A 24,351-nucleotide genomic window follows, 5' to 3' on the forward strand; every position below is an offset into this window, starting at 1 on the left:
AATTCGCCTCAGCCCTGCCAGAAGGGCCGGATCCGCCGAAACTTCTTCCACCGCGCCCGGAGACGGGGTTCCAACTTCGCGCGCCGATATGTCGCCCAGGCCTCGACCTGCCCGAGTTCGGCCGCGATGGGCGTCCCGGCATCCCTGCCGGCGCCGTCCGGGGTCTGACCGGGCGGTGGAGGGGTGAACCCGGCCAGCCGGGCCGCAAGCTTGGGCGCCAAGCGCGCGTCATTCGCCCGGCCCAGATATTTCTGCATCTGCGACAGGCCCTTGATGTATCTCTGTGCCCGCTTCCGGGGAAAGAGGCTCTCGAAGAATGTCGCGGCGTAGTGAAGTTTCTTGAGTTTGAGACGCAGCTTGTGCCGTTCTTCCGGAGTCAGGTGCCGGAATTTTTTTCCGGCCCGGATCAGTTTCCGGTGTCGCTTCGCGAGGCGACGACGCGCGATCGGCAGAACCGGACCGCTCCCGTACAAGGTCGCATCATTCGCCCTGGCCGACGCCAGGCACAATTCGATCACCAAAAGGCTGAACACTGGATCCGTCACCAGGTGGCGCACCTCGGCATAGGCGATCGCCTGCTGCGCCCGTACATGCGCGGCGAGTTGACCCAATCCGCCAACGTCGCCCGCATTCCCGCCGGTCGCCGTCTTCTCGATCGCCGGCAGCGTCTCGTACAGGAAAACATCGAGATCGCGGGCCGGCCCCAGTATTTTCAGTGCCTGCTCGACTTCCTTGTCCAGGCTGCGCAAAGCGGGGGCCAGAAGCGGACGGAACAGGCCCAACCCCGCATGCAGGCGACGCAGCCCGAGGCGCAGTTGGTGCACGCCTTCGGGATCGCGGCCGTCCGCCGCGGCGGCGAGATTACCGACGATCTGGCGCACCGTCGCGCCGATGATCCGGCGGAGCGCCTGTTCGGCCGATGCTCGACCATCCAGCCTCGGCGCTGGCGCCGTGACCGTCCGTGGCGGGCCGTCATCGATGAGCGCGAGCGCGCGTTCGAATTTGGATCGGGCCTCGAGATGAAACGGATGATCGCGCAACAGGCGGCGGGCGAGATGAAAAAGGGCGGCGTCATCGCCTTCCAGCAGTTCGATTTCGATCTCGCAAACCGGCCACCGGTGAACACCGGCCTGAATTTCACCCTCGTCCAGCGACACCGCCAGGAGACCGTCTGCCTGGCGCAGCCGCATCGTTACACGTTCGATATCGGTGACGATCCAGGGTCTCAGGGAGTCGGGTGGCGCCAGCGCGAGCACCGCCCGCGCGTCCGCCGGCAGGAGAGCCGGGTCCACCACGGGGCTGTCGAGGCAGGCCGTCCATTCTCCACGCCGGAACACGTCGCCGCCCGCCGATTTGAGAGTGAGCTCGTGGCCAGCCGGAGTCTCGCGAAGCCGCAAGGTGTGCCCGGCCCGCCACAGCCGCCCATCGGACGTATCGTAATATGTGCTGACAAGGCGCGCCGGCTCCCCGTCACCCGGCAGCCCGGCAAAGCCAGCGCGGACGCGTGTGGCGTCCCCTGTGAGTTTGAGTTCGATTTCCAACCGGTTTTTCGCTCCCTGACGCGGCCCGCCAATGCGGTGGACATCATCCCGGGCATATCCCGGGCACGTAAAGTATCCAAACTCGAGCGGGAATTCAGGCCCGACGCGGCCCGGCGATTCCCGCAATGGCCGATTACGGCGCCATCCAGGCGAAAGCCTTTCAATCAATCCAATATGAACATGATCCAAGTTACATACTGCATCGAATAAGAGTACGGATAACGAAAAATTAATAAGTAACCAGATGTCGAACACGGGACAATTTTCCCAGTGCCGTTATCCAGGCGTCCATGTAGGAAAAGGCTTTGAGTCTCCTGAACCCAGGCAAAAATTTATACCGAGAAACCGAGATCCTCGTGGTGGACGACGACGCGGGCAGCCGCGAGGAACTCAGCGACGTGATCAGCACGCTCGGCTTCGTTTGCCATCAGGCAGGTGATGGTGAGGCTGCGCTTTACAATTTTGCCCAGAATCCGGATGTCGGCGTTGTTGTCACCGACCTCTGCATGCCTGGCGAGAACGGCCTCGACCTTGTGCAGAAGATCTCGCTGCACGCCGAATCCCGGCGCCCGCCGGAAACACTGGTCGTGACCGGATTCGCCGACCTCGACAAAGCAATCGGCGCGCTCCGGCTATCCGTCACCGACTTCCTTAAGAAGCCGGTTTCCCGGGAGGCGCTGGTGATCGCCGTTCACCGAGCAGTCGGACGCTGGCAAAGCCGCGACCGGCGTGCCGATTTCGGCAGTCATCGTCGCTCAGCTGTCCAGGGTGAAGCGACAGGACGTTTTAGCGCCGCCGAGGCGGATACGCTCAAGCGTCTTATCGACAATCATGTATGTCGGGAGCGGTATTTCGATGCACAACTTTTTTCGGACCCAATCTGGGCCATGCTTCTGGACCTGGCCCTCGCCGAAGCCCAGGGCCAAAGCGTATCAGTCACCAGCCTCTGCGCCGCCTCAGGCGCTCCTTACGCGACAGCGTTCCGGAAACTTGATCTGCTATTGACCCGGCGCATGATCTCGCGGCGGCGGGATCCGAAAGACAAACGCCGCGTGATTGTCGAATTGACAGCCGACACCCGGGAAAAGCTGAAGAACTTGGTTGGTGATATTCGCCAACAAGAAATGATGGCCTGAGGAATCGTTCGATTGATTCAGGCCTATACGGACCAGCGGCGGCGAAAGGGAACTTCATGACTGCCATCGAAAAACGGAATCTGCCGGCCGAACCGATTGTCGTGGCCGACGATGATCCTGCGCAGCTTGAGGAAATCTCCGACTATTTGCGCCGGCGAGGTCACGATGTGGTGGAGGCGCGAGACGGTTTTTCAGCTCTAGCGGCGATCAAGAAATACCAGCCACGCATCGCGCTGATCGACGTGAACATGCCAAACTGGGATGGCGTCCGGGTGGCGGAGGTAGCGAGTAGCTTCAATCACAAGCTCGCCCTGATTCTGTTTTCCGGAGACAGCGAGGCAATCGTAAGGGCCAATCAGAGCCACACCCATGCCTTTGCCGTCATTGAGAAGCCCCTAGCCATGCGCCATGTCGAGCGCTTCGTCAACGCCGCCCAGGCGCAATAGACGGCTGCGGATCCCCATGGCCAATGCCGATCGGCCCGGGCCGGCCCTCCTGCTTGTCGACGATGATTCGGACACGCTGGACGAATTGTTGGATTTTTTCGAGAATCGTGGAGTCCGGGCGCACGGCGCTTCAAATGTCGATGGTGCGATCGAGCTTCTCAGCCTTAATACCTACATCGATGTCGTCATCACCGACATCCGTATGCCGGACCGGCCGGGACAGCACCTGCTGGCCGAAATCGCATCGCTCAGACGCGAGCGCGGTCGTGCCGTCGTGGCAATCGTGATGACGGGACATGCAGGCCAAGCAGAGGCCAATGAGTCCGACGCGCTTGGGGCGGCTGCCTTCCTCACCAAGCCCGTCAGCCCGCGCCGTTTGATCAAAGAGGTCATAAAGGCCCGCCAGTGCCTGGCCGGCGGCGCCGGAGATAGGCCGTGACGTTCGTCACCCGGAAAAACGGGGATATGAGAGGTCGCGCTGTGACGGCGCGGCCCCGCAACGATTTGACGGGCTGGCACTTGCTTGCCGGCGGCCTCGCTCTCGGGCTCGCGGGGCTCGGCCTCAATGCGCTGGCCATCCCCCTAGGCTTCAGCCTGCATTTCCTTCTGGGCAACATCGTTATTTATATTGCAATCCGGTTCTTCGGGCCCGGCGCCGGCGTGCTGGCCGGCGCACTGGCTGGCGCCTCCACCGTGGCTTTATGGGGCCATCCATGGGCGTGGATGATCTTCGCGATCGAGGCGGTCGCTGTCTCGCTGGCAGGAAGTCGCAACGTTCCCTTTGCCATCGCTGACGGCGTCTTCTGGGTCCTCGGCGGCATTCCACTGGTTTGGCTGACCTATGGTGGGATCATGGGCATGGACGCCTCCTCCGTCTGGCTCGTGGCCTTAAAGCAGTCCTGCAACGGGGTTCTGCTTGCATCGCTCGGCAGCCTGATTGGCCTTATCAGCGCCCGAACGGGCGGGCGACCCCATTCCCTGCGAGTGGTCACGGTCGACCTGTTGTTCATGTTCTCGCTATTGCCCGTTATCGCCTCGATGCTCTGGAATATCACCCATTTCGAGAATGAGGCGATTCGGGACATCAAACACCAAACCAGGTCTGAAATTACCCACCTCACGTTGGCGCTGGACACCTGGGTGGAAGGTCAAAGCACCCTCCTTTCAACCTTGGCCTTACCGTCTCTTACCTCAACCCGAGATATCGAAATAACAAGGGAAGGCCGCATATCAGGCCTCGATAAACGCCACGTCGACGCCGTGGCCGTGGCCGTGTTTGATCCATCGGGGCAGCGGCGCAGCCAATGGCCGGCCGCCTCGCCGGTGGCCCCTCTGGCCCTGAGTTCCGCACAAATCGATACCATTGTTCGCAAAGACGCGGAGTCTGGCGGCCCTGTCCTGCGCTATTTGCCCAATGGGGGCGGCATTATCGAACTTTGTCTCCCGCTGTTCCGAGACGGCAATCTGCTTGGCATGGTCCTCGCGTTTTATGACCGTGACCGGATCGGGGACCAGCTTGCCCTGACCGACCGGAAAATCCGGTACACCCTACTCGCGCCGGACGGGACGCCCATCCTCTGGTCGGAAAAGCGCCTGTCCGGCCCAGCGTCGTTTGCAACCAGAGAGTTCGTGTCCTGGGGCGGCCTGTCGCTGTCCTTGCCCGCCGCTATTCCCGGGCAATCGACTATGCAGGGCTGGAATAACGCCTTCGTTATTGTCGAGAAGGACTTGGATGTCCCTGGCAGCGCATCAAGGGTCCGGTTCTACATTCCATTCTCCGAGACTGTTCTGCGCTTCCGCCAATCCCAGCGCGAGAACCTCGTAATCGCACTCCTGATATCGGTCGTGGCGGCGGGGCTGGCCTGGTTCGCCGGTGGGCGGACCACGACAACCTTCAATAATCTGAGTAGGGATATTAGGGAAATTTCGGGCCGCCATCAGGACGTGACAATGGTGAGGAACCATCCAATCACCGAAGTTACCCTGATGACAGCCGCGATCTCGGATACGCACAATAAACTGGTCGCCCACAAAGACAACGTCAGCCGCTTGCAAGAACAACTGCGAACACTCTTGAGGTATGCACCGATGGTCGTCTTTACACTGTCGCGCACCGCGACCGGCGACTGGCATATTCTTTATCGTAGCCCTCCCAACGAGCGACTGAACTGGCTCGACGACAGCGCGCTCGATAATCGTCAGGAGTGGCTCGCCCTTATCCATCCTGACGACCGAGAAGCTGCTCTGAAGGCCTTTAACCAGCTTTCCGCAACCGGCCGCAAGGCCGTTGAATATCGCATCCGGACCCGGTCTGGAGACTGGCGCTGGGTGCTGGACGAGGCCTTTCCGATTACCGAATCGGACGACGGGACAAATGTCGAGGCCGTGGGAGCGATCATCGATATACAGGAAAGGCGGGATAACGCCGAGCGACTTTCCACCTCGGCGCGCCTAATTACGCTCGGTGAAATGGCAACCGGCTTGGCGCACGAGTTGAACCAGCCTCTTAACACCATCCGAATCGCCGCCGAGAACGCGGCGATAGCCATCGAAGATCTTTCTATCGACGAAGAATCCCGCGCGTATCTGTCTAAACGCCTGGCGCGCATTTGCGACCAAACTGACAGAGCTTCGCTGATCATTGATCATATGAGAATTTTTGGCCGGCGGCCCGAACACTTGCCCGAGCATTTCGAGATTTCAGAAGCGGTCGAGGGAGCCATGACAATTTTGCGCCCTGAACTCCGGGTTGCCGGGATCGACCTGCTCGTAGGTCATCAAGATTCGGAATGTCCGCCACTTCACGGCCATCGACAGCTTCTGGAACAGGTGATCGTCAACCTGGTGCTCAACGCCAGGGATGCGGTTTCGAGTGAACAGCAGCGCAGGCGGGCCGACAAGGGGTCATTCCGCGGCCGCATATCCATCGACTACGATTACCATAGACTCGACTGTCACGTATTGCTTCGCGTGTCGGATAATGGCGGCGGCGTTCCACAAGAATACGAAAAACGCGTCTTCGACCCATTTTTCACAACCAAGCCTCCAGGGAAGGGGACAGGCCTGGGCCTTGCCCTAAGTTTTGGCATCGTCAACGAGATGAACGGCCGCATCGACTTCTTCAATAACGGCGCCGGTGCTGTCTTTACTGTCCGGTTGCCCATCGGCCGGCTGCGCAGAATTTCCGAAATACCCCAGGATGCCGGGCCAGATGCACGGGATGATCGCGCCTGAAGTGACATGAGTGGGGCGTTCTGCTAGCCTTTGAAACCAGACTGGAGGTCACCGTGAGGCCCTTGATAAGTGCGGCCCTCGTCCTGGTCTGCCTCGTCACGGAGGCCAGTGCCGAGCCACTCGACCCGAAAGAGGTTTTTGCGCGGATCCAGCCGGCCCTCGCGGCCGTGACGGTAGCCACCGTGCGCGGCAAGGCGGGCCGTGCGACCGGCTTCTTCATCAGCCCCACTGTCGTCGTTACAAACTATCACGTCGTAAAAGATGCGCGACTCGTGACGGTGACGCGCCTGGGCAGCGGCAGGAGCAGTCCGGTCGTCGACATTCTGGCGGCCGATTGGGCCGGCGATATCGCCATTCTGAAAATCAGGGAATCTCCCGGGCCGCATCTGGAGGTGCGCCGCCGCCCCATCCCCGCGGTCGGGCAGCGCGTTTACGTGATCGGCAACCCCAAAGGACTTACGGGCTCGCTGTCCGACGGGCTCGTCAGCGGCATCCGCAGCGAGGGCGGGCGCAAGGTTATCCAGATATCTGCGCCCATCGCAGGTGGAAGCAGCGGCAGCCCGCTGGTCGACGACACGGGGGCGCTTATCGGCCTGGTCTACGCGCGCGAGACCGGGGAGCAGCAAATCGGCTTCGCGACCCCGGTCGACCGCCTGCACGCCCTCTTGAACGACGACGCGGTGACCCGCGGAACGCGCGAACTGACGAGGGAACAGTTCAGTTCGCGATCCATCCCTCCGCCCGCGGCCTCACCGATCGCGACATCACAAGGCGACGCCGCGGAGAAAATACGCACGATCCGCATCGGTGTCCCGCATTGGGACAGCGCCAACGCGGTCGCGCATATCCTTCAGGCCGCCATTGAAAAGAGACTCCCCTATCAGGTGGACCTCGTTCGGGCGGAGAACGAGGAGATATTCGAGTCCCTTGAAAAACAGGACGGTACTTACGATGTCCATCCCGACGTCTGGCTGCCCAACCACGAGCCATTCCTCTCTGAAAGCAAGAACATTGTCCTCAATGACGCTCCCTATCTGGGACGCCAGGGCATCTGCGTGCCGCGTTATGTGGCCCAGCAACTGGGTATCAAGCGGGTCCACGACCTGATGACACCCGGCGCCCACACGCTCTTCGACGTGGACGGCAGCGGCAAGCCCGATCTGTGGATCGGGGATGAGAGCTGGGAAGCAGCCCGGATCATGCGGCTCAAGGCGCGGGATTATGGATTTGAAAGAGTCTACCAACTCACGACCTGGGACGAGGCGCGGCTGTGGGACCACGTGGAAGCGGCCTTTCGTGACCATCGCGCCATCGCTTTTTATTGTTACGAGCCCCATTGGGGAATGGAAAAATACCAACTGACCATGCTGGAAGAACCGGCCTACAGCTCAGACTGTTTCGCGCTGGCGCCGGCGGTCCCGAGCCCGGCCGCAAACGATGACTCCAAGGCCGGCTGTGCCTTCCCGCCGGCCCGTATCCATGTGGGCTTCAGCCGGGAACTGGCAAAGACCGCGCCCGATCTGGCCGGGCTGCTGGGCGCGGCCCGGTTCACGTCCAAAGAGGTCAACCGCTGGATCGAAGGCATGGGCGACGCGCGCGCGCTGCCCGAAGTCGTCGCCCGCCGCTGGGCGACCGAAAACGCCCGCCTGATCGAGAACTGGACCGAATCGTAAAGGACGGCGAAGAGGTATTGCCTGGCTGGCCCGGGGCACAGGGCTTGATTCCGCTGTCTTCACGCCTATGTCGATATTACAAGGGCGCACCCCAAGCCAAGAATTCCCGTACACCCCTGGTCAGGCGATGATGCCGGACGGGCGACAGGCCCGGGAAACCGCCCGACTGCGGTTCAGGCCGGCGGCGTGGTGACAGACAATAATCAGGCACCGGACCCGGTAAGCGATGATCCGATTTGCGGAAGCCCGATGGGCAATCGTTACGTTCTGTATATCCCTCGTCACCTCCCTCGCCCTGCTCGCCATTGCGCCGGGATGGGCGCCGGGATGGGCGGCGGGATGGGCGGCGGGGCCGGCGGGCGCGGAACCCGCCGGGACGTCCGATGCCCTGACTTACCGGATGACCATTGAGGGCATCACGGACGAGGCGTTGCTCGAGCGACTGCGAGAGACCTCGCGGCTCGTCGCCTTTCAGGACACGCCGCCGCTGACTTCGGGCGGCCTCCGGCGACGGGCGCGCGAGGACCAGGAGCTGTTCGAGGCCGTCCTGCGCGCCGACGGGTATTACGCGAGCCGGATCGACTTCTCGATCCGCGAGGACAGACAACCCGTCGACGTCATTTTCCGGATCGAGCCCGGGCCGGTCTACCGGCTCGAGGATTACACGGTCGCCTTTTCGCCGCCGCTCGCCGAGGACATCCAGGCCACCCTCGATCTGGACACGGTCATCCCCGCTCTCGACACGCCCGCCCGGGCCGCCCCCATCGCCGACGCGCGCCGCCGGTTACCGCGCCGCCTGGCCGGAAAAGGCTACCCGTTCGCCGAAATCACGGACCACAAGGTCGTTGTCGACCACACGCAGGAAGCCATGTCGGTCGAGGTCGAGGTTTCGACGGGAGCGCGCGCGCGTTTCGGGCCCCTGACGATCACCGGCCTGGCCGATGTCTCGGAAGACTATATCCGCCGTCTCACCCCCTGGCAGGCGGGTGACATCTATGACCAGGACAAAGTGGACAATTTCCGCCAGACCCTGGCCGAGACGAACCTCTTTCAGGGTGTGAGCATCGAGGCGGCAGAGGCGCTATCGGCCGATGGCATGCTGCCCTTGCAAATGCGGGTCGTGGAGCGCGCGCGGCGCTCGGTCGGTTTCGGCGCCAAATTCTCGACCGATGTCGGGGCCAGCGTCAGCGCCTCCTGGAAACACCGCAACCTTTTTGGTGCGGCCGAGAGAAGCACGGCGGCGGCCGAGATCGGCGAAATTACGCAAAGCCTGTCGCTCGATTTCACCAAACCCCATTTCCGGATGCAGGGGCAGGACCTGTTTGCCAGTCTGGCGCTCAACCGGGAAGATGACGACGCTTTCGACGAGAGAAGCCTGGCCGCCGCCATCGGACTCGATCGGGCGCTTGCCTGGGGCTGGCGCCTGCGCGCGGGACCGACTTTCGAAATTCTGGAACTGACCGACACAGCGGGCGAGAAAGAGACCTTCCTGACCGGGTTTCCACTTTCTTTCAGCCGAGACGACACCGACAATCTTCTCGACCCTACGCAGGGCAACCGCCTCGGGTTCCGGGTGTCCCCGTTTTTTGGCACACTCGACGAGACGACATCCTTTCTCGTGACCGAAGCCAACGGGTCGCACTATCTGTCGCTGGACCCGGAAGATGGCGTGGTGCTTGCCAGCCGCCTGCGTCTCGGAACCATTGTCGGCGAAAGCCGGGCCGCAGTGCCGGCCAACAAGCGTTTTTACGCGGGCGGCGGCGGTTCGGTGCGCGGGTTCGAGTTTCGCCGGGTCGGCCCGCTTGATGCGACCAACGACCCGCTGGGCGGCCGCTCAGTCATCGAGCTGGGGCTGGAGACACGGATCCGCATTACCGAATCCATCGGTGCCGTGCCGTTTCTCGATGGCGGCAATGTTTTTCGGGACCCGATCCCGGACGATCCGGCGAGGTTACGCTGGGCAGCCGGTCTGGGCCTGCGCTATTTCACGCCGTTCGGGCCGCTGCGCTTCGACCTCGCCTTTCCCATCGACCGGCGGGACGGGGTGGACGACCTCTTCCAGTTCTATCTGAGCGTCGGGCAATCCTTTTGAGACGTCTTGAAGCAGCCGGAATATGAAGCTGATACGAAGAAGCCTGATCGTGATCGCGGGGATGCTGTTCCTCGCAGCCGGGACACTCGTTGCCGCGCTCGAAACGCGGGTCGGCGGGGAAATCACTGTCTCGGTCCTCGGGCAGATGCTCAGCGCGCCGAACCGCCGGGTCAGCCTCTCGGGATTCGAAGGCAGGCTGCGGGACTCTTTCAGGATCGGCCGCGCGACAATCGCCGACGACGCGGGGCAGTGGGTCGAAATGACCAGCCTTCGAGTCGACTGGTCTCCGGCCTCGCTCCTGCGGGGCCAGGCGCGGATTCACCAGCTGTCCGCCGGGCACATAAAGATCAGCCGCCCGGAAAGGACGGTATCCGAGCCGGGCTGGCCCGATCCGGCGGATTTCATGTTGCCGGTGGATCTCAGCCTCGCGCGCCTCGATCTCGCGCTGATCGAGTTCGGCCCCGCCTTTACCGGAAGGACGGCGCGGATGAGCGCCCGCGGATCGTTGAAGGCCGACCTGGAAGGAGAAATTGTCTCGCGCCTGACCGTCGCCTCGCTGGAGAGCCCTGAAGATCGGATCGTCGTGGCCGCAACCTATCGCCGGCGGGACGATTTTCTCGACCTGTCGGCGCGGCTGACATGGACTCGCGAAAGCATCTTCGGTGTGCTGACGGGGCTGGACCGGCTGGGTAGCCCCGATCTGCGGCTTGCCGGGGCGGGACAGCTTGCCGATTGGCGAGGTCATCTCACCGGACACCTCAACGGCGCCTCCTTGATCGAGGCGGAGATTGCGATCGCGCGGGCGGCGGACATCTCCCTCACCGCCCGGGGCACGCTCCATGCGGAACAGATGATGCCGCCCCTGCTGCGCGCGTCTTTCGCCGATCCCCTCGATTTCTCCCTCACCGGCACCTGGCTTCCGGCAAGGGACCGCGCGCGGCTGGACACGCTGACGCTCACTCTTCCGAAAATCCGGCTCGCCGCTTCGGGCGAGTTCGATTTCGCGACCAGCGAGATCAGGGGAGAAGCACAACTTGCGTCGGATGACGTGAGCAAACTGACCTTCTGGCCGGCCTCCCTTGCGGGCCGTTCCGTCTCGCTGACGGCACTTGTCGGCGGCCGGCTGACAGCCCCGCGCGTTACCCTGACCGCGACCCTGGCCGAGCCGGCCGCGACCGGGCTCACCGCCGACGCGCTCGATGTCTCCCTCGACCTGCGGCCGCGAGGAGGCGCGGAGGCGGCTTTTTCGGGCGAGGTCCGGCTGCGCGGTTTGGCCGGCCCGGACAGCCCATGGCAGACTCTCGCAGGCCCGGCGCCGCGTCTCGATTTCAACGGACAAGCCGACTGGCGCGAGCGCCGCCTCGTCCTCGAGCGACTGCATCTTTCCGCCGCCGGCGGCGAAGCGGTGGGTGACGGAGCGCTTCACCAGCAAGGTGACGGCGCCAGCGGCCGTCTGCGTATGACTGTCAGCAACCATGCGATGGGAACGGGCGCGCTCGGGCGTATTCTGGGACCCGACATCGAGGCGGCGGCGACGTTCCGGTTTGATCCGGCCAGGGAGCTTGTTTTCGACGAGCTCACGCTCGACGCCCGGCATGTGCGACTCGGCGCCAATGGGCGATGGCACGATGATTTCGGGAAGATCGAGGCGCGCTACACAATTTCACTGCCCGATCTGGCGCCCCTGTCGGAGGCCGCCGGCATCGCGCTGCGAGGGCAGGTGACGGGCGAAGGCTCGATCGCGGGAGATCTGGACGGGCCGGGCGCGGACCTGGTGCTCGAGCTTGGCGAACTCTCGATCGGGCCCGAGGATATTGGTGAAACCCGCATCAGTCTCCAAACCCCCGCGCTCACTCGCTTGATGGCGGGCCGGGTCTCGGTGACGAGTGTCCTTCGTGGCGCCACCGTCACGGGTGGCGCGACCCTGGCGCGGGCCGACAGCGCGGTACGGCTTACCGACGCCAGGATCGTCATGCCGGGCGCAACCCTTTCAGGCGACGCTGCGGTTTCGCCCGACGGGCGACCGGTCGCGGTCAATCTGCACGCCGACGCCACGGATCTTTCCTCGCTGGCACGCTGGCTGGACTTGCCGGATATCAGTGGCGCGGCCAGGGTCAGCCTCACCCTGGATGGCGACAATGGAGGCAATGGCGACAATGGCGAAGAGGCGCGGCTTCAGGTTTCGTCGGACGGGCTTCGGGCCGGCGGCGCGGGCGGGCTCGATCCCGTCACGCTGGCGGGGACCATTCGGGCGCGCCGGCCCTTCGATCAAGGGTCTTTCGAGGTGACGCTGGGCGGACGTCCGGCACTGGAGACGCGGATTTCTGTGGCGGGCGGGTATTCGCGGCGCGCTGCGGGCATCGCGCTCGAGATCGACAGACTCTCGGGCCGGCTGGGAGGTGAAATCATCGAGACCCGCGCGCCTTTCGTCCTTGCCCTCGAGGAAGGCACAGCCCGGATGACGCCCCTCGAGGCGGATCTCGGCGACGGGCGGATTTCGATTACGGCCAGGCTCGGCCCCGGCACCCTGTCGCTCGACGCGACGGCCAAGCGCCTGCCCCTGGCCGCAATCACCCGCTTTCGCCCCGCGATCGGCGTGGCCGGCGCGGCCGATCTTTCCCTCTCCCTGGCAGGCACGCCCGACGAGCCGACCGGCACGCTGGAGGTAACTGCACCCGCCCTGTCGCTGGCTGGGGTTCGCGGGTTCGAGGGCACATCCTTTTCCCTCGAGTCGCGGGGAACCCTTCGGGCGGGGCGCCTCGACATGACTCTCGCCGCCGGCCAGTCGGATACCGGCGGGGAAATCCTTACCGCGACAGCGAGTCTGCCGGTATCGACTTCACTTCAGCCATGGAACGTGACTATCGAACGTGACACGGCGATCCGGGGCAATGCCCGGATTGATCTGCCGCTCGAGCTTGCGGGGCGCGTAATGGCGCTGGACCTGCACCGCCTCGCCGGTCGGCTCGCAGGCGAAGCCGGCCTGTCCGGCACCCTCGACGATCCGGAAATAACCGGCCGGCTGGTCAGCACGGACGCACAATACGAATATCTCGCCTCCGGCACTCTGGTGACCCGGATCGAAACCGAAATCGTCTTTCAGGAGGATACCGCCCGAATCAGCGGGACAGCCAGGGACGGGAACGCCGGCCGGCTGACCATCGGGGGCCGGCTGGAATTTGACCGCGCCCCGCGCGCCGCGCTCGAGTTTAGTTTCACCGATGCAACCCTGGTGCGCCAGGACCTGCTGACAGCGACGGCGGATGGTTCGGTGCGGGTGAGCGGCCGGCTGGAGGCGCTCGCAATTTCAGGCGAAATCCGAACCCAAGAAGTGGAGGCCCGCCTCGTCAGCGATCTGCCGGCCGATATCATCCGGCTTAACGTGGTCGAGATCGGCGGTGGCGCGGGAGTGGGTGCCGAGGATGCGCCGGCTCCTTCCGGACCGGCGCCCCAGACTGCGGAACTTGTTGCAATCTCATCGCTTGACCTCACCCTCGACGTACCCAACCGGCTTTTCGTGCGCGGCCGGGGCCTCGATTCCGAATGGGGCGGGCGCGTTTATATCGCCGGCACACCCGGCGAGCCGGAATTCCGCGGTCAGCTCGAAATTATCCGAGGCCGTTTCACCTTCGCGGGCAAGGTTTTCCAGATCGGCCAGGGGACGATCAGCCTTGCGACGCGCGATGAAGAGATCATGCCATCGCTTGACGTCGAGGCGATTTATGCCGAAGGGGATTTCCGCGCCACCATCGGCATAACGGGCGAGGCAGATAATCCGCAATTCGATATTTCGGCCCAGCCCGTCATGCCGCGCGATGAAATTTTCTCCCAGATCCTGTTCGGGCGGGGGACGGCCCGGCTGACGCCGATCGAAATGGCGCAGGTCGCCGAGGCTGCCCTTCTCCTTTCGGGGAAGACGGCCGGGACCGGCGATTTCCTCGGCCGGATCCGCGATGCGCTCAATGTGGATGTCCTCAGCGTGGGCGCTGGCGGCAATGGCGGCGGGCCCAGTGTGAAGGCGGGGAAATACATCAGCGACGGCGTCTATCTCGGTGTCGATCAGGGCGCCTCGCCGAACAGTACGGCGGCGACGATTGAGGTGGAGATAACACCCAACATCACGGTCGAGAGCGAAACCACCGGCAGCGGCCGCAGCGGTGTCGGGGTCGAGTGGGAATTCGACTACTGATCCGGCAGCCCGCGAGCGCCGGCTCTCTTTCCGGCACGGGGCGGCTGGCCAGGCGGGGGCGAAACTGTATGATGGCGGGAATCACCGGGTCCGGACGGCCGGGCCACGCAACGCGATCACAGCAAAGGGGGGTAGCCCGATGAGCGCCTATTTCATCATGATGCACGAAGTCGCCGACGTGGAACGCTACAAGAGCGAGTACATCCCGGCCGCCATCGAGTTCCTTGAAAAGCACAAGGGCGAGCTGGTGGCGACTGATCTTGCGGCCGAAGCGGTTCAGGGGAACCCGCCCAACGCCGTTGTGGTGCTGCGCTTCCCGTCAAAGGAGGCGGTCCATGATTTCCTCAATGACCCCGGCTATCAGGCGGCCAAGGCCGTGCGCATGGAACTTTCGCGCAACGCCAACGCGGTGATCATACCCGGGCCCTGAGGTCCGGGCCATTTCCCGCCCCGGGGCCGCGGCTATCGGGAGGCCAACGAGGGCAGCAGGTCCTGACCCCCTTGGCCTCCCTGGCCCCCTTGGCCTCGCTCAGGATCCCCCGGCTTCCAGCTCGGCCAGGCTGACGGATTCCTGATCGACATTCGGGGGGTTGATCGCGCAGCCGGCGCCGACGTTGAACATCGTTGCATGGCGGCGCTGCCAATCACTCGCCACTCCCCAGGCGCTGAACATATAGATGGCGGGCCGCCCGGTTGCCGGATTTACCCAGCCATCCTGGGACTCGTACGCCTTGCTTGCGAAGTGGAGCCATTTCCAGAACTCGCCCTTCTTGTCATATCCCTCGCCGTAGTAAGGGCGCCAGTTGTTCGCATCGAACCAGTTGGTTCGCTTCGAGTACGGGTGAAATTCGGGCGGAATCGCCTCCGTAAGATATACTTCCCGAACTTCATATACGTCCTTCGGATTCCAATGGGGCGCTGTCTCCCACTGCAGCCGCGGGAACTGCGCGTCCAGGCCTTCGGCACCGGGTCGCCAGGCCCACCGGTCGTTCAGGTCCGGCAGATGTCCCTGGCTATTGGCCGGGGCCAGAACGAATTTCTTGCCCAGGAGCTTGTAGCGCGAATACCAGGCGGGATGGGCATTCCAGGTTTCCACGTCGTCCTGAAGCAGATCCGTGCTGCCGATCGGATCGATCCACGCTCCGCCTGAAAGGCGGCGAACGCGGCGTACGGTGCGAATATACGCCCACGTGTCTTCCAGCCTGGGGCCATTGTAATGAATGGCGTAGAACCCCAGCCCCTTGATGTCGTGCGGGGCAGTCGCCTGAAAGATGCTCCTGTGAAAAACCTCCCCGTCCCCCATGACCGGCGGGCCGCCGGTCACGCGGCCTGTCATGTAATACCGGTTGAAACGCCATTCCTGTATGCGGTTGACCCCGGACTCACCATCGATCAGCACGTAGGTGAAGGGGCATATGAAATGATCACCACGCGGCTGCGCATACTGGTAGTTGTAGATGACCTTGACCGGCGCAAGGGGATCGTTCATGTCCACGTCGGGAAACGGGATCCCCGCCTTGTAGCCGCTCATCTCGTAAGTTTCCGGATCGAGGCTGACAGCGCCGGAATATTTCGCCGTCGCTTCCAGAATCCTCGGATCGTACGGTAGACCTCCGGGTTCCGATTTCTTGACCGTTATCTTCAGACCATGGTCTTTGATCTGCCATGCCAGCCGCTCCGGAATCAGGTCCGCGACCTTGTGGCCCTCGAAGGTCCTCTCCCTGAGGGAGTCGAAATTCTCGGCGCTTATGACCGTGAATTCCTCAAGTTCCCCGCCCGCCTCATTCGCGCCCGCCGCGTTCAGGTTGGCGGTCAACGCGAACGAGATGAGGAGAGACCCTACCAGCAAGAGTGGTTTTGGTGTTGTGCCCTCGTACATAACAGCTCCCTTCCCTATCTGTTTTGCCTGCGGCGGATTGGCCCGCCGTTATTTTTTCGGATCCCGTGTCCCGGGCCACGGCAGTGATGGATCATAAAAGCCCAGTTTTCCTGCCGGCCTGGAAGTCGTTGGAGAAAATCCGATCAGCCTGGAAACTCCGCCTTTCCGACAGGCGATGCAGCCAGTCCCTGACATGTGCGTATGGGCGAAGATCGAAATCCATGAGCGGCGAAAGGACGACATGACAGGCGAGAGCGATATCCGCGGCCGAGAATTCGCCCGCGATAAAGGGATTCTCGGTTAATTCGCGCTCCAGCATCTCCATCCTGTACGCGTACTTTTGCCGCGCTGCTTTCTGCGCTTCAGGACTGTCTTTTGTGCCAACGATGACGGTCGGAAAGGCGGTTGGATCAGTCGCAGCCTCTGTCGCATTCAGATAAAAGAGGTTGATCATGTCCGAGTTGTAATCTTCTGCCTCCCAACTGAGCCATTGCTGGACCAGCGCCTTTTCCCTGGGATCCTCCGGAAATATTTTTCCCCGTGTGTCGCCGAGATACCGGAGAATCGCGACCGAGTCCCAAAGGACGAAGCCATCGTCGTCAATCGCCGGGACAAGCCCATTTGGATTTATGGTTTTCCTGTACCACGAGTCCTTGGGCCGCAGATCTTTCTCTCTATCAAGATCAACCCGTTCGCGCTGTTCGCCCAGTTCCGACAGCGCGATTTCGATTTTCGCTGCGTTTCTGGCGCCGCCGACCGGATCGGTCTCGGCCGGGACGTAATAGAGCTTCAACATTTCTCGGTATCCCTCAGCAACCAGCATCTCTCCCGTGACATCAGTCTATGCCGGATGATTTGGGCCGGTTGTCGTAGAACGACCTCTTGCTTATGAAGCGCCGTGGGTCCCCGGCCTCGGGGAGCGTGACCGTGCGCCATTTCGAAACGGGGTCATCGACCTCACACATGGCGAGCGCCGCATTCGCCAGCTTCTCGTACCGGGCGGGAATTTCGTCGAGCCTGTACTGGTTGAGGAACTGAATTATCTCCTCGAGCCGGGGCATCATGGCCGCATGAAAACTCTCCAGCTCCTCGAACGTGCTGTTGAGGCGCTTGCGCATGCGGTCTTCCGTAGTCGGCAGGCCCCATTCCTCGACGAACGGTGCAAGATCTGAAAAATCCGGGTCGCCCGTTCTTTTGGCAGATTGCCGTTTCATTCGGTTGCCCCCGTGCCCGGTGCCGCGCCGGTCAAGCCGGAGCGCTGCTTGTAGCTCTCCACCGCCTCGAAAACACGGTTCTGGAACCCGCGGACCGAGGTTTCGACCGCCGAAAGGATCTGGCCGTCCACGGCGCCCGAAAGATAGGTGCGCTGCATGCCCTCGACGGTGCTTACGTCCTCGGTCGTGATGTTTCGCAGGGTCAGATAGGCCTGCTCCCATGAAAACCTTTCACCGAAATTTTCCGGTGGCTTGGAGCAGAACCACCAGTCCCACTCCCAGGCGGTTTCATGAGCGGATAAAGGCCAGACCCGCTGGATCCACATATGGTCGCGCTGCGGGAATATGACCGTGTTGGGAAAGAGAGACCAATCGTCGAAGATCCAGTCGGAACGACCCTTGCGATTGAGTGCGCCAGGATACTTGTCGGCCGCCACTTTGTGACTGCTGGCCTTGTCTTTATCCGTGTATGGCGCGTCCTTGCCGTATTTCACCGCCAGTTCGGCGACGGGGGTTTGCTTGATGCGGCCCGCCTCATCAGAGGGCATGCACCATTCCAGCTTCCCGCCAACGCCAAGACTGTTCGGGAAAGCCAGGGTTTGCATGTCGCCCGGCGAAAATACCCCCGTAATGGTCGGGCGGTGCAGGGAGTTCACGTGATAGCCTTCGATCTGGTTATCGACCAGAATTTTCCAGTTGCACTTGAAGATCTCTTTGTACCCGGCGCGCCAGTACCAGGTTTCGTTCGCGAAATATTCCCGCAGGGCGGCCGGCAACGGTTCCAGCCATTCATCCAGCGAGTATTCGGGGGACGGGTTGAAATTGATGAAAACCCATCCGCCCCAGATACCCAGCCGGACCTCCTTCAGGCCAAGGCAGGACTTGTCCAGATTCTCGAACTGTTCCTCGAGAGGCACGTTTACGAGCGTGCCATCCAGGTCATAGACCCAGCCGTGGAAGGAGCACCGCAGATATTTGCGAGATCCCTCATTTTCGAAGAGAACGGGCGAGCCCCGGTGCCGGCAGGAGTTATGAAAGGCGCGGACCTGACCATCCTTGCCCCGGATGACGATGACAGCGCTATGCAGAAGGTCGAATTCGAAGACAAAGAAGTTGCCTGGTTCCGGTATGTCGCTGGCGCGCCCGACCCAGAGCCATGAGTCTTTCCAGATCGCCTCCTTCTCCAGCTCGAAGAAGTTTTCAGAGACGTAATGGTCCACCGGGATCGTTTGCGATCCGAGATCATGTCCCGTCACGAATTGAGATCTGTCTTTGGAAACCAGTTTCATTGCTTCAGACATTTCTGCCACCCGGGTTCAGAATTTGGGTTGTCAGGAGGCCGCCGCCGAAGTTGATGTTTTCCCCGCCCGGCCGTCGACCCCTTCCAGGGGGAGCCCCAGTTGCCGGTACTGCCCGGCGATATCCATATAGATGGATTCGCTCTCGATTTTTTCCGATACGAAACGGAAGACAACGACGATCCGGCATTTGAATTTCCGGTTTGTCGGTGCGTGTCCATTGAGCGGCCCCTTGTGGGTCCCCGTATAATCCGCCTCGATCATCACGGTATTGTCACCCTCGATCATCAGGGTTGGACTGACGTTGAAATCGGGGAAGGCAGTCCATAACTCGGCGTAGCGCGCGGCGACTTCGTTCTGTCCACGATAGACCTTGCCGCTGATCTCGTCACGGACCGGGTTTTCGTCGGCCAACGTCGCAAGCATGGCTTCCATGTCGTGATGATTTTCGACGGTCAGGTGTTCTTTGACCATTTCTAGGCGTGGTGACATTCGCCCGCTCTCTTTCGATTCTCATGGGGTTTGCCAAGGGGACTGTCCGTGCCCCCGTCTCGAGGTACTGGCCCGGAGGGACCATAGAAAGGGCCATTTTTTTGTCACATAACTGGTCCGCTCTATTTTTCTTTGTATTCCCAATAGGTTAATTCGTGTTTTCGCGCCTCTTTACTTCAGCCACTTCGAAGTCGACGGGTTCTCTTCTAAGATCGTCCGGGACGGCGATCGACACCGCACCGGGCCGGCCGAGAACTGAGAGGTTTTGATGGGCGAAAGCGCCAGAAAGATCGGGTCTGCCGGACAGCAGGCGGCCCATTACGGCGCCCCGGAGGCGGCGGATGGCCTGCCCCGGTACCAGCAGATTTTCCGGGCCCTGCAGAAACAGATCCTCAACGGAGAGTTGAAGGCCGGCGCACGCTTGCCGTCGACCCGGGCGCTGGCCGAACAACTCGGCGTCGCGCGCAATACTGTCGTGGTGGCGTATGACCGCCTTCTGGCCGAGGGGTATCTCGAGACGCGGACGGGCTCCGGGACCTATGTTGCAGAGCAGTTCCTGTCCCTTACCGAACACGGCTTTTCACGGTCCGGCGAGAAGGATGGGGGCGAGAATTTTCAGCCCCGGCTTTCGGCATATATCCGCCGGGCCTTGTCTATTTCCCTTCACCCGCCCCCCATACCCGGAAAATCGCACCCGCAGCGAAAGATCGATTTCCGTTACGGTCATCCAGATATCGATCATTTTCCGAGGGAGATCTGGAGGCGGCTGACTTCGAGACACTTGCGCTACGATGCGCGCGCCAGCTTCGTTTATGGAGAGCCCGAAGGCCTGCCGGAGCTGCGTGAAGCGATTTCGGCATACATCTACCGCAATCGGGCCGTTTCCTGCGACCCAAGCCAGGTCATCATCGTGAACGGGTCGCAGCAGGGAATCGATCTGACCTTGCGGACCCTGATCGATCCCGGTGACCGGGTCGCCATCGAGGAACCTCATTACCCCGGGACGCGCCTGCCGATCGAGGCCCTGGGCGCCCGGGTTTTCGGCGTTCCGGTGGACGATGACGGCTTGCAGGTGGAATCTCTCCCCTCCTTTGCGGACGCGCCCCGGCTGGTCTGCGTCACGCCATCCCACCAGTACCCGACGGGTGTGGTGATGTCCCTGGCGCGGCGGCTGGGGCTGATTTCATGGGCTGACAAGAACGATGCCTTCATTCTCGAGGACGATTATGACGGCGAATTCAATTATCAGGCGCGGCCCATGGAGGCGCTGCAGGCGCTCGATCATCGCGACCGGGTGATCTATCTGGGAACTTTCTCGAAGGTTCTGGCACCGGCGCTGCGAATTGGCTATGTGGTCGTGCCGCGGAGCCTTGCCCTGCCGACGGCCACCGCGAAGTGGCTTGCGGACCGGCATTCTCCCACGCTTGAACAGGCGGTGCTCGCGGATTTCATCCGCGAGGGGCATTTTGAACGGCATCTGAGGCGCAGCCGGGTCAGGAACGCTCGCAAGCGCAAGATACTGATCCAGGCCCTGAAGAAGGCCTTTGGCACCACCGCCGAGATTCAGGGAATCAGCGCCGGTGTCCACCTTCTGCTGAAACTGAAGGACCTGACCTGGGGCAATGTGCAGGAGCTTCTGTCGCTGGCGGCGGCGGAGAATATATCTCTTTACACCACGGAGGGCTGCTATCTGAGGCGCCCGGACCAGCCCCATCTCGTGATGGGGTATGCGGGCCTGTCGGAAGAGGCGATCAGGACGGGCGTGAGATCGCTGAGGAGAATCTACGGGCGGATCGCCTGAACGCCCCGGGCGACGATCGGGCCGGACACCCACCCTTGGCCAGCCCGCGAGGAACTCGTTCTCGAGATATCGGGACGCCCCCGCATCCGGCCCCCTTGTCGCGGCCAGGGCAGCGATTTACGCTTCTGCCTCCCCCGCTCCCATTGTCGCCTGTAAACCAGAGGGCGGCCGTGCGTAGGCCGGGTTAGGGTTAACCCCTTCCCGTCCACCGGGGGAACCTTCCCCGGACTTGGGGAACTTCCTGCCGCCGGTGATCACCCGGGTTGCTCGCTCGCTGCCCACCGGGGAGGGCGCGGGCAGCCGGGTGGCGGAGGGAGGGGGATTCGAACCCCCGACACCTTTCGGTGAACACGCTTTCCAGGCGTGCGCCTTAAGCCGCTCGGCCATCCCTCCACGGCGGCCGACCTTACTCAACCGGCCCCGGCCGGGCAACCTGCCAGCACAGCGGTAAACCAATGGTTTCCCCGGCCCGGTGAGCCGGACCCCCTGCCCTAATTTTGCCCCACCAAAGCCTAGGATCGGGAGAGAGGGAGGCGCCGCCATGAAGATCATCCGCTTTCTCGGCTGGCTCGTTCTCGTCCTGGGCATGAGCCTTCTCGTCTACCAGGCGACGCTTTACCTCGGGAGCGGTGTCTGGCGGCCCATCGCCATCGGCCAGCTCTGGTACGATCTCTCGCCCGCCAGCCTCAACCTCAGCCAGGCCGTCGTGCAACGCCACCTGCATCCCGATCTGTGGACCGACTGGCTCGCTCCGGTGCTGCGCTGGAACGCGGTCCGCGCCACGCTGATCCTGGGCGCGCTTCTGGTGATCGTCTCGTATTTTTCGGGCCGCCGGAAGCCGCGCCCGCCCGCGGGCTGACCCGCCGGAGGCGATGCGCTAGTCTCGCAGGCGGGGCGAAAGAAGACGGGAGGACAGGACATGCTGACGCTGTATGGCAAGGCGGGCTCGCGCGCGCTGCGCTGCCTGTGGGCCCTGGACGAGGTCGGGGCGGCCTATCGACACGTACCGACGGATTATGCCGATGGCGGCACGAAGACGGCCGAGTTCCTTGCCCTCAACCCGACCGGCACCATCCCCACCCTGACCGATGGCGATGTCACGGTCTGGGAAGCGTCGGCCATCACCTTCTATATCGCGGCCAAATTCGGAGACGCCGATTTCTGGCCGCGCGAGACGGGCCGGCAGGCGCGCATCCTGCAATGGACGTCCTGGGCGCAATGGTCGATCGAGCGTCCGATCGACCCCCTCATCGTCGAAGCGTTTTTCGGCCCGGATCACCCGATGACCAGTGCCGATCTCCGCGCCCGCGGGCGCGACGAATTGCGCCGGGCCTGCGCGATCCTCGATGGCGAGTTGCGCAAGAATCCTTGGCTCGCGGGCGAGAAGTTTTCCCTGGCCGACCTCAATGTCGGCTTCAACGTCCTCTTCGGCCGGAATTACGGACTCGACGTCGCGGGCTGGCCCGCGCTCGAGGACTGGACGGCCCGGCTCGAGGCGCGCCCCCACTGGCAGGCGCAGCTCACCCGGCTGGGGTGAGGCACGCGGCCTATTCCTGGTCCGTCTTGAGGGCGGCGAGAAAGGCCGATTGCGGGATTTCCACGCTGCCGAACTGGCGCATGCGCTTCTTGCCCTTCTTCTGTTTCTCGAGCAGCTTGCGCTTGCGCGAGATGTCGCCGCCATAACACTTGGAAAGAACATCCTTGCGCATGGCCGAGATGGTCTCGCGCGCCACCACCTTGCCGCCAATCGCTGCCTGCAGCGGAATCTTGAAAAGATGGCGCGGGATAAGGTCCTTGAGCTTCGTGATGATCGAACGCCCCCGGATTTCCGCCTGGCTGCGGTGGACGATGATGGAGAGCGCGTCCACCGCCTCGCCATTGACGAGGATGGAGAGTTTCACCAGATCGCCCGAGATGTAATCGTCCATCTGGTAATCGAAGCTGGCGTAGCCCCGCGTGACCGATTTGAGCCGGTCGTAAAAATCGAACACCACCTCGTTCAGCGGCAAGCGATAGGCAACCAGGGCCCGGTTGCCGAGATACGTCAGATCAATCTGCTCGCCCCGCCGCTCCTCGCACAGCGCCAGCACGCCCCCCAGATACTCGTCGGGCGTCATGATCGTGGCCTTGATCCAGGGCTCCTCCATCCGGTCGATATGCACGGAATCCGGCATGTCGGCCGGATTGTGCAACTCGATCACCGACCCGTCGGTCTTGTGGATCCGATAGACGACGCTGGGCGCGGTGGTGACGAGATCGAGATCGAATTCCCGCTCGAGGCGTTCCTGCACGATTTCGAGATGCAGCAGACCGAGGAAACCGCAGCGAAACCCGAAGCCCAGCGCGGCCGAGGTTTCGGGCTCGAACTCGAAGCTGGCGTCGTTCAGCCGAAGCTTGGCCATGCTCTCGCGCAGTTGCGGATAGTCGGCCGCGTCCTGCGGGAAAATGCCGCAAAACACGACCGGCACGCTGGGCTTGAAGCCGGGCAGCGGCGCGTCCGTCGGTTTGGCGGGCGTGGTCAGCGTGTCACCCACCTGACAGTCCGAGACCGATTTGATGGAGGCGGTGATGAAACCCACCTCGCCGAGGCCGAGCCGATCCACCAGCGCCCCCTTGGGCAGCATGACACCCACGCGATCGATTTCGTGTTCGGCGCCGGTGGCCATCATGCGGATCTTCAGACCCTTCCTGAGGGTCCCGTCGATCACGCGCACCAGGATCACGACGCCGAGATAGGCGTCATACCAGGAATCAACCAGAAGCGCCTTGAGCGGGCGCGCGGCCTCCCCCCGGGGCGGCGGCAGGCGGTGGACGAGGGCCTCGAGAACGTCCCCGATCCCGAGCCCCGTCTTGGCCGAGATCAACACCGCGTCCGAGGCATCCAGCCCGATCACCTCCTCGATCTGGGCAGAGACCTGTGCGGGCTCGGCCGCGGGCAGATCTATCTTGTTGAGCACGGGAATGATCTCGTGACCCGCATCGATCGCGAGATAAGCGTTCGCCAGCGTCTGGGCCTCCACGCCCTGGGTCGCATCCACAACCAGAAGCGAGCCCTCGCAGGCGGCGAGCGACCGGCTGACTTCGTAGGTGAAATCGACATGGCCGGGCGTATCCATCAGATTGAGGATATAGGTCTCGCCGTTCTTTGCCTTGTAGGTGAGCCGGGCCGTCTGGGCCTTGATGGTGATGCCGCGCTCGCGCTCGATATCCATGGAATCGAGAATCTGGTCGCGCATCTCGCGCTGTTCCACGCCGCCGCAAAGCTGGATCAGGCGATCGGCGAGGGTCGACTTGCCGTGATCGATGTGAGCGATGATCGCGAAATTACGGATATGGGAGATGTCGGTCATGATGCG

18 protein-coding genes and 1 tRNA gene are annotated in these 24,351 nt (G+C 62.7%); 11 read left to right on the plus strand and 8 right to left on the minus strand.

The genetic code is table 11. The features are described from left to right. Window positions 1-8: 8 nt before the first annotated feature. A complete protein-coding gene (locus RLQ26_07310) occupies window positions 9-1,541 on the minus strand; it encodes a CYTH and CHAD domain-containing protein (GenBank protein ID MEQ9088533.1) in 1,533 nt (510 codons plus the stop codon). A 305-nt stretch (window positions 1,542-1,846) separates the two neighbouring features. On the opposite strand from RLQ26_07310, the gene RLQ26_07315 reads away from it, so the two are divergent. From RLQ26_07315 to RLQ26_07350, 8 genes are all read left to right on the plus strand, one after another. Further along, the gene (locus RLQ26_07315) at window positions 1,847-2,677 is read left to right on the plus strand and encodes a response regulator (GenBank protein ID MEQ9088534.1); all 831 of its coding nucleotides are present in this window, start codon (window positions 1,847-1,849) and stop codon (window positions 2,675-2,677) included. Between the two features lie 56 nt (window positions 2,678-2,733). After that, the gene (locus tag RLQ26_07320) at window positions 2,734-3,123 is read left to right on the plus strand and encodes a response regulator (protein ID MEQ9088535.1); all 390 of its coding nucleotides are present in this window, start codon (window positions 2,734-2,736) and stop codon (window positions 3,121-3,123) included. A 16-nt stretch (window positions 3,124-3,139) separates the two neighbouring features. After that, window positions 3,140-3,562 (plus strand): response regulator, encoded by a 423-nt coding sequence (locus RLQ26_07325; protein ID MEQ9088536.1) that lies wholly within the window; start codon window positions 3,140-3,142, stop codon window positions 3,560-3,562. Beyond that, complete coding sequence (locus RLQ26_07330; protein MEQ9088537.1) at window positions 3,559-6,357, plus strand: ATP-binding protein; 2,799 nt, start codon at window positions 3,559-3,561, stop codon at window positions 6,355-6,357. Before RLQ26_07325 ends, RLQ26_07330 begins: the two co-directional genes overlap by 4 nt. Before the next feature lie 53 nt (window positions 6,358-6,410). Next, window positions 6,411-8,030 carry a glycine betaine ABC transporter substrate-binding protein gene (locus tag RLQ26_07335; protein ID MEQ9088538.1) on the plus strand — a complete coding sequence of 540 codons (1,620 nt, stop codon included), beginning with the start codon at window positions 6,411-6,413 and terminating at the stop codon, window positions 8,028-8,030. A 226-nt stretch (window positions 8,031-8,256) separates the two neighbouring features. Then, window positions 8,257-10,122, plus strand: a complete 1,866-nt coding sequence (locus RLQ26_07340; protein ID MEQ9088539.1) for an autotransporter assembly complex family protein — start codon at window positions 8,257-8,259, stop codon at window positions 10,120-10,122. A gap of 22 nt (window positions 10,123-10,144) precedes the next feature. Next, window positions 10,145-14,311 carry a translocation/assembly module TamB domain-containing protein gene (locus RLQ26_07345; protein ID MEQ9088540.1) on the plus strand — a complete coding sequence of 1,389 codons (4,167 nt, stop codon included), beginning with the start codon at window positions 10,145-10,147 and terminating at the stop codon, window positions 14,309-14,311. A gap of 139 nt (window positions 14,312-14,450) precedes the next feature. Next, window positions 14,451-14,741 (plus strand): DUF1330 domain-containing protein, encoded by a 291-nt coding sequence (locus RLQ26_07350; protein MEQ9088541.1) that lies wholly within the window; start codon window positions 14,451-14,453, stop codon window positions 14,739-14,741. A 99-nt stretch (window positions 14,742-14,840) separates the two neighbouring features. Here RLQ26_07350 and RLQ26_07355 read toward each other — a convergent pair whose 3' ends face one another. From RLQ26_07355 to RLQ26_07375, 5 genes are all read right to left on the minus strand, one after another. Then, window positions 14,841-16,190, minus strand: a complete 1,350-nt coding sequence (locus RLQ26_07355; protein MEQ9088542.1) for a DUF1329 domain-containing protein — start codon at window positions 16,188-16,190, stop codon at window positions 14,841-14,843. A 91-nt stretch (window positions 16,191-16,281) separates the two neighbouring features. Continuing rightward, window positions 16,282-16,986 (minus strand): glutathione S-transferase family protein, encoded by a 705-nt coding sequence (locus RLQ26_07360; GenBank protein ID MEQ9088543.1) that lies wholly within the window; start codon window positions 16,984-16,986, stop codon window positions 16,282-16,284. Window positions 16,987-17,026: 40 nt separating this feature from the next. Further along, on the minus strand, window positions 17,027-17,404 hold the full coding sequence (locus tag RLQ26_07365) for a hypothetical protein (protein MEQ9088544.1): 378 nt from the start codon (window positions 17,402-17,404) through the stop codon (window positions 17,027-17,029). After that, the gene (locus RLQ26_07370) at window positions 17,401-18,705 is read right to left on the minus strand and encodes an aromatic ring-hydroxylating dioxygenase subunit alpha (GenBank protein ID MEQ9088545.1); all 1,305 of its coding nucleotides are present in this window, start codon (window positions 18,703-18,705) and stop codon (window positions 17,401-17,403) included. The genes RLQ26_07365 and RLQ26_07370 overlap by 4 nt, the downstream gene beginning before the upstream one ends. Before the next feature lie 30 nt (window positions 18,706-18,735). Further along, window positions 18,736-19,194 carry an ester cyclase gene (locus RLQ26_07375; GenBank protein MEQ9088546.1) on the minus strand — a complete coding sequence of 153 codons (459 nt, stop codon included), beginning with the start codon at window positions 19,192-19,194 and terminating at the stop codon, window positions 18,736-18,738. 268 nt (window positions 19,195-19,462) lie between these two features. Between RLQ26_07375 and RLQ26_07380 the strand changes: the two genes are divergently transcribed. Beyond that, on the plus strand, window positions 19,463-20,995 hold the full coding sequence (locus RLQ26_07380; protein ID MEQ9088547.1) for a PLP-dependent aminotransferase family protein: 1,533 nt from the start codon (window positions 19,463-19,465) through the stop codon (window positions 20,993-20,995). A gap of 305 nt (window positions 20,996-21,300) precedes the next feature. On the opposite strand, the gene RLQ26_07385 is transcribed toward RLQ26_07380, so the two are convergent. After that, window positions 21,301-21,388, minus strand: a tRNA-Ser gene (locus tag RLQ26_07385). Window positions 21,389-21,536: 148 nt separating this feature from the next. Between RLQ26_07385 and RLQ26_07390 the strand changes: the two genes are divergently transcribed. After that, window positions 21,537-21,854 carry a hypothetical protein gene (locus RLQ26_07390; GenBank protein ID MEQ9088548.1) on the plus strand — a complete coding sequence of 106 codons (318 nt, stop codon included), beginning with the start codon at window positions 21,537-21,539 and terminating at the stop codon, window positions 21,852-21,854. 60 nt (window positions 21,855-21,914) lie between these two features. Beyond that, window positions 21,915-22,532: a glutathione S-transferase family protein gene (locus RLQ26_07395; protein MEQ9088549.1), complete on the plus strand. Its 618-nt coding sequence runs from the start codon at window positions 21,915-21,917 to the stop codon at window positions 22,530-22,532. A 10-nt stretch (window positions 22,533-22,542) separates the two neighbouring features. Here the strand turns inward: RLQ26_07395 and lepA are convergent, their stop codons facing one another. Next, the gene (gene lepA, locus RLQ26_07400) at window positions 22,543-24,345 is read right to left on the minus strand and encodes a translation elongation factor 4 (GenBank protein ID MEQ9088550.1); all 1,803 of its coding nucleotides are present in this window, start codon (window positions 24,343-24,345) and stop codon (window positions 22,543-22,545) included. Window positions 24,346-24,351: the final 6 nt, after the last annotated feature.

The sequence above is a fragment of the Alphaproteobacteria bacterium genome (genome assembly GCA_040220875.1).
Taxonomy (GTDB): domain Bacteria; phylum Pseudomonadota; class Alphaproteobacteria; order JAVJVX01; family JAVJVX01; genus JAVJVX01.

Excerpts from the sequence above, each read along its gene's own strand:
- RLQ26_07390 (MEQ9088548.1), top strand. The coding sequence starts at position 21,537 with ATGAAGATCATCCGCTTTCTCGGCTGGCTCGTTCTCGTCCTGGGCATG.
- RLQ26_07370 (MEQ9088545.1), bottom strand. The coding sequence starts at position 18,705 with ATGTCTGAAGCAATGAAACTGGTTTCCAAAGACAGATCTCAATTCGTG.
- RLQ26_07375 (MEQ9088546.1), bottom strand. The coding sequence starts at position 19,194 with ATGTCACCACGCCTAGAAATGGTCAAAGAACACCTGACCGTCGAAAAT.
- RLQ26_07365 (MEQ9088544.1), bottom strand. The coding sequence starts at position 17,404 with ATGAAACGGCAATCTGCCAAAAGAACGGGCGACCCGGATTTTTCAGAT.
- RLQ26_07380 (MEQ9088547.1), top strand. The coding sequence starts at position 19,463 with ATGGGCGAAAGCGCCAGAAAGATCGGGTCTGCCGGACAGCAGGCGGCC.
- RLQ26_07345 (MEQ9088540.1), top strand. The coding sequence starts at position 10,145 with ATGAAGCTGATACGAAGAAGCCTGATCGTGATCGCGGGGATGCTGTTC.
- lepA (MEQ9088550.1), bottom strand. The coding sequence starts at position 24,345 with ATGACCGACATCTCCCATATCCGTAATTTCGCGATCATCGCTCACATC.
- RLQ26_07340 (MEQ9088539.1), top strand. The coding sequence starts at position 8,257 with ATGATCCGATTTGCGGAAGCCCGATGGGCAATCGTTACGTTCTGTATA.
- RLQ26_07320 (MEQ9088535.1), top strand. The coding sequence starts at position 2,734 with ATGACTGCCATCGAAAAACGGAATCTGCCGGCCGAACCGATTGTCGTG.
- RLQ26_07350 (MEQ9088541.1), top strand. The coding sequence starts at position 14,451 with ATGAGCGCCTATTTCATCATGATGCACGAAGTCGCCGACGTGGAACGC.
- RLQ26_07355 (MEQ9088542.1), bottom strand. The coding sequence starts at position 16,190 with ATGTACGAGGGCACAACACCAAAACCACTCTTGCTGGTAGGGTCTCTC.
- RLQ26_07395 (MEQ9088549.1), top strand. The coding sequence starts at position 21,915 with ATGCTGACGCTGTATGGCAAGGCGGGCTCGCGCGCGCTGCGCTGCCTG.
- RLQ26_07325 (MEQ9088536.1), top strand. The coding sequence starts at position 3,140 with ATGGCCAATGCCGATCGGCCCGGGCCGGCCCTCCTGCTTGTCGACGAT.
- RLQ26_07360 (MEQ9088543.1), bottom strand. The coding sequence starts at position 16,986 with ATGTTGAAGCTCTATTACGTCCCGGCCGAGACCGATCCGGTCGGCGGC.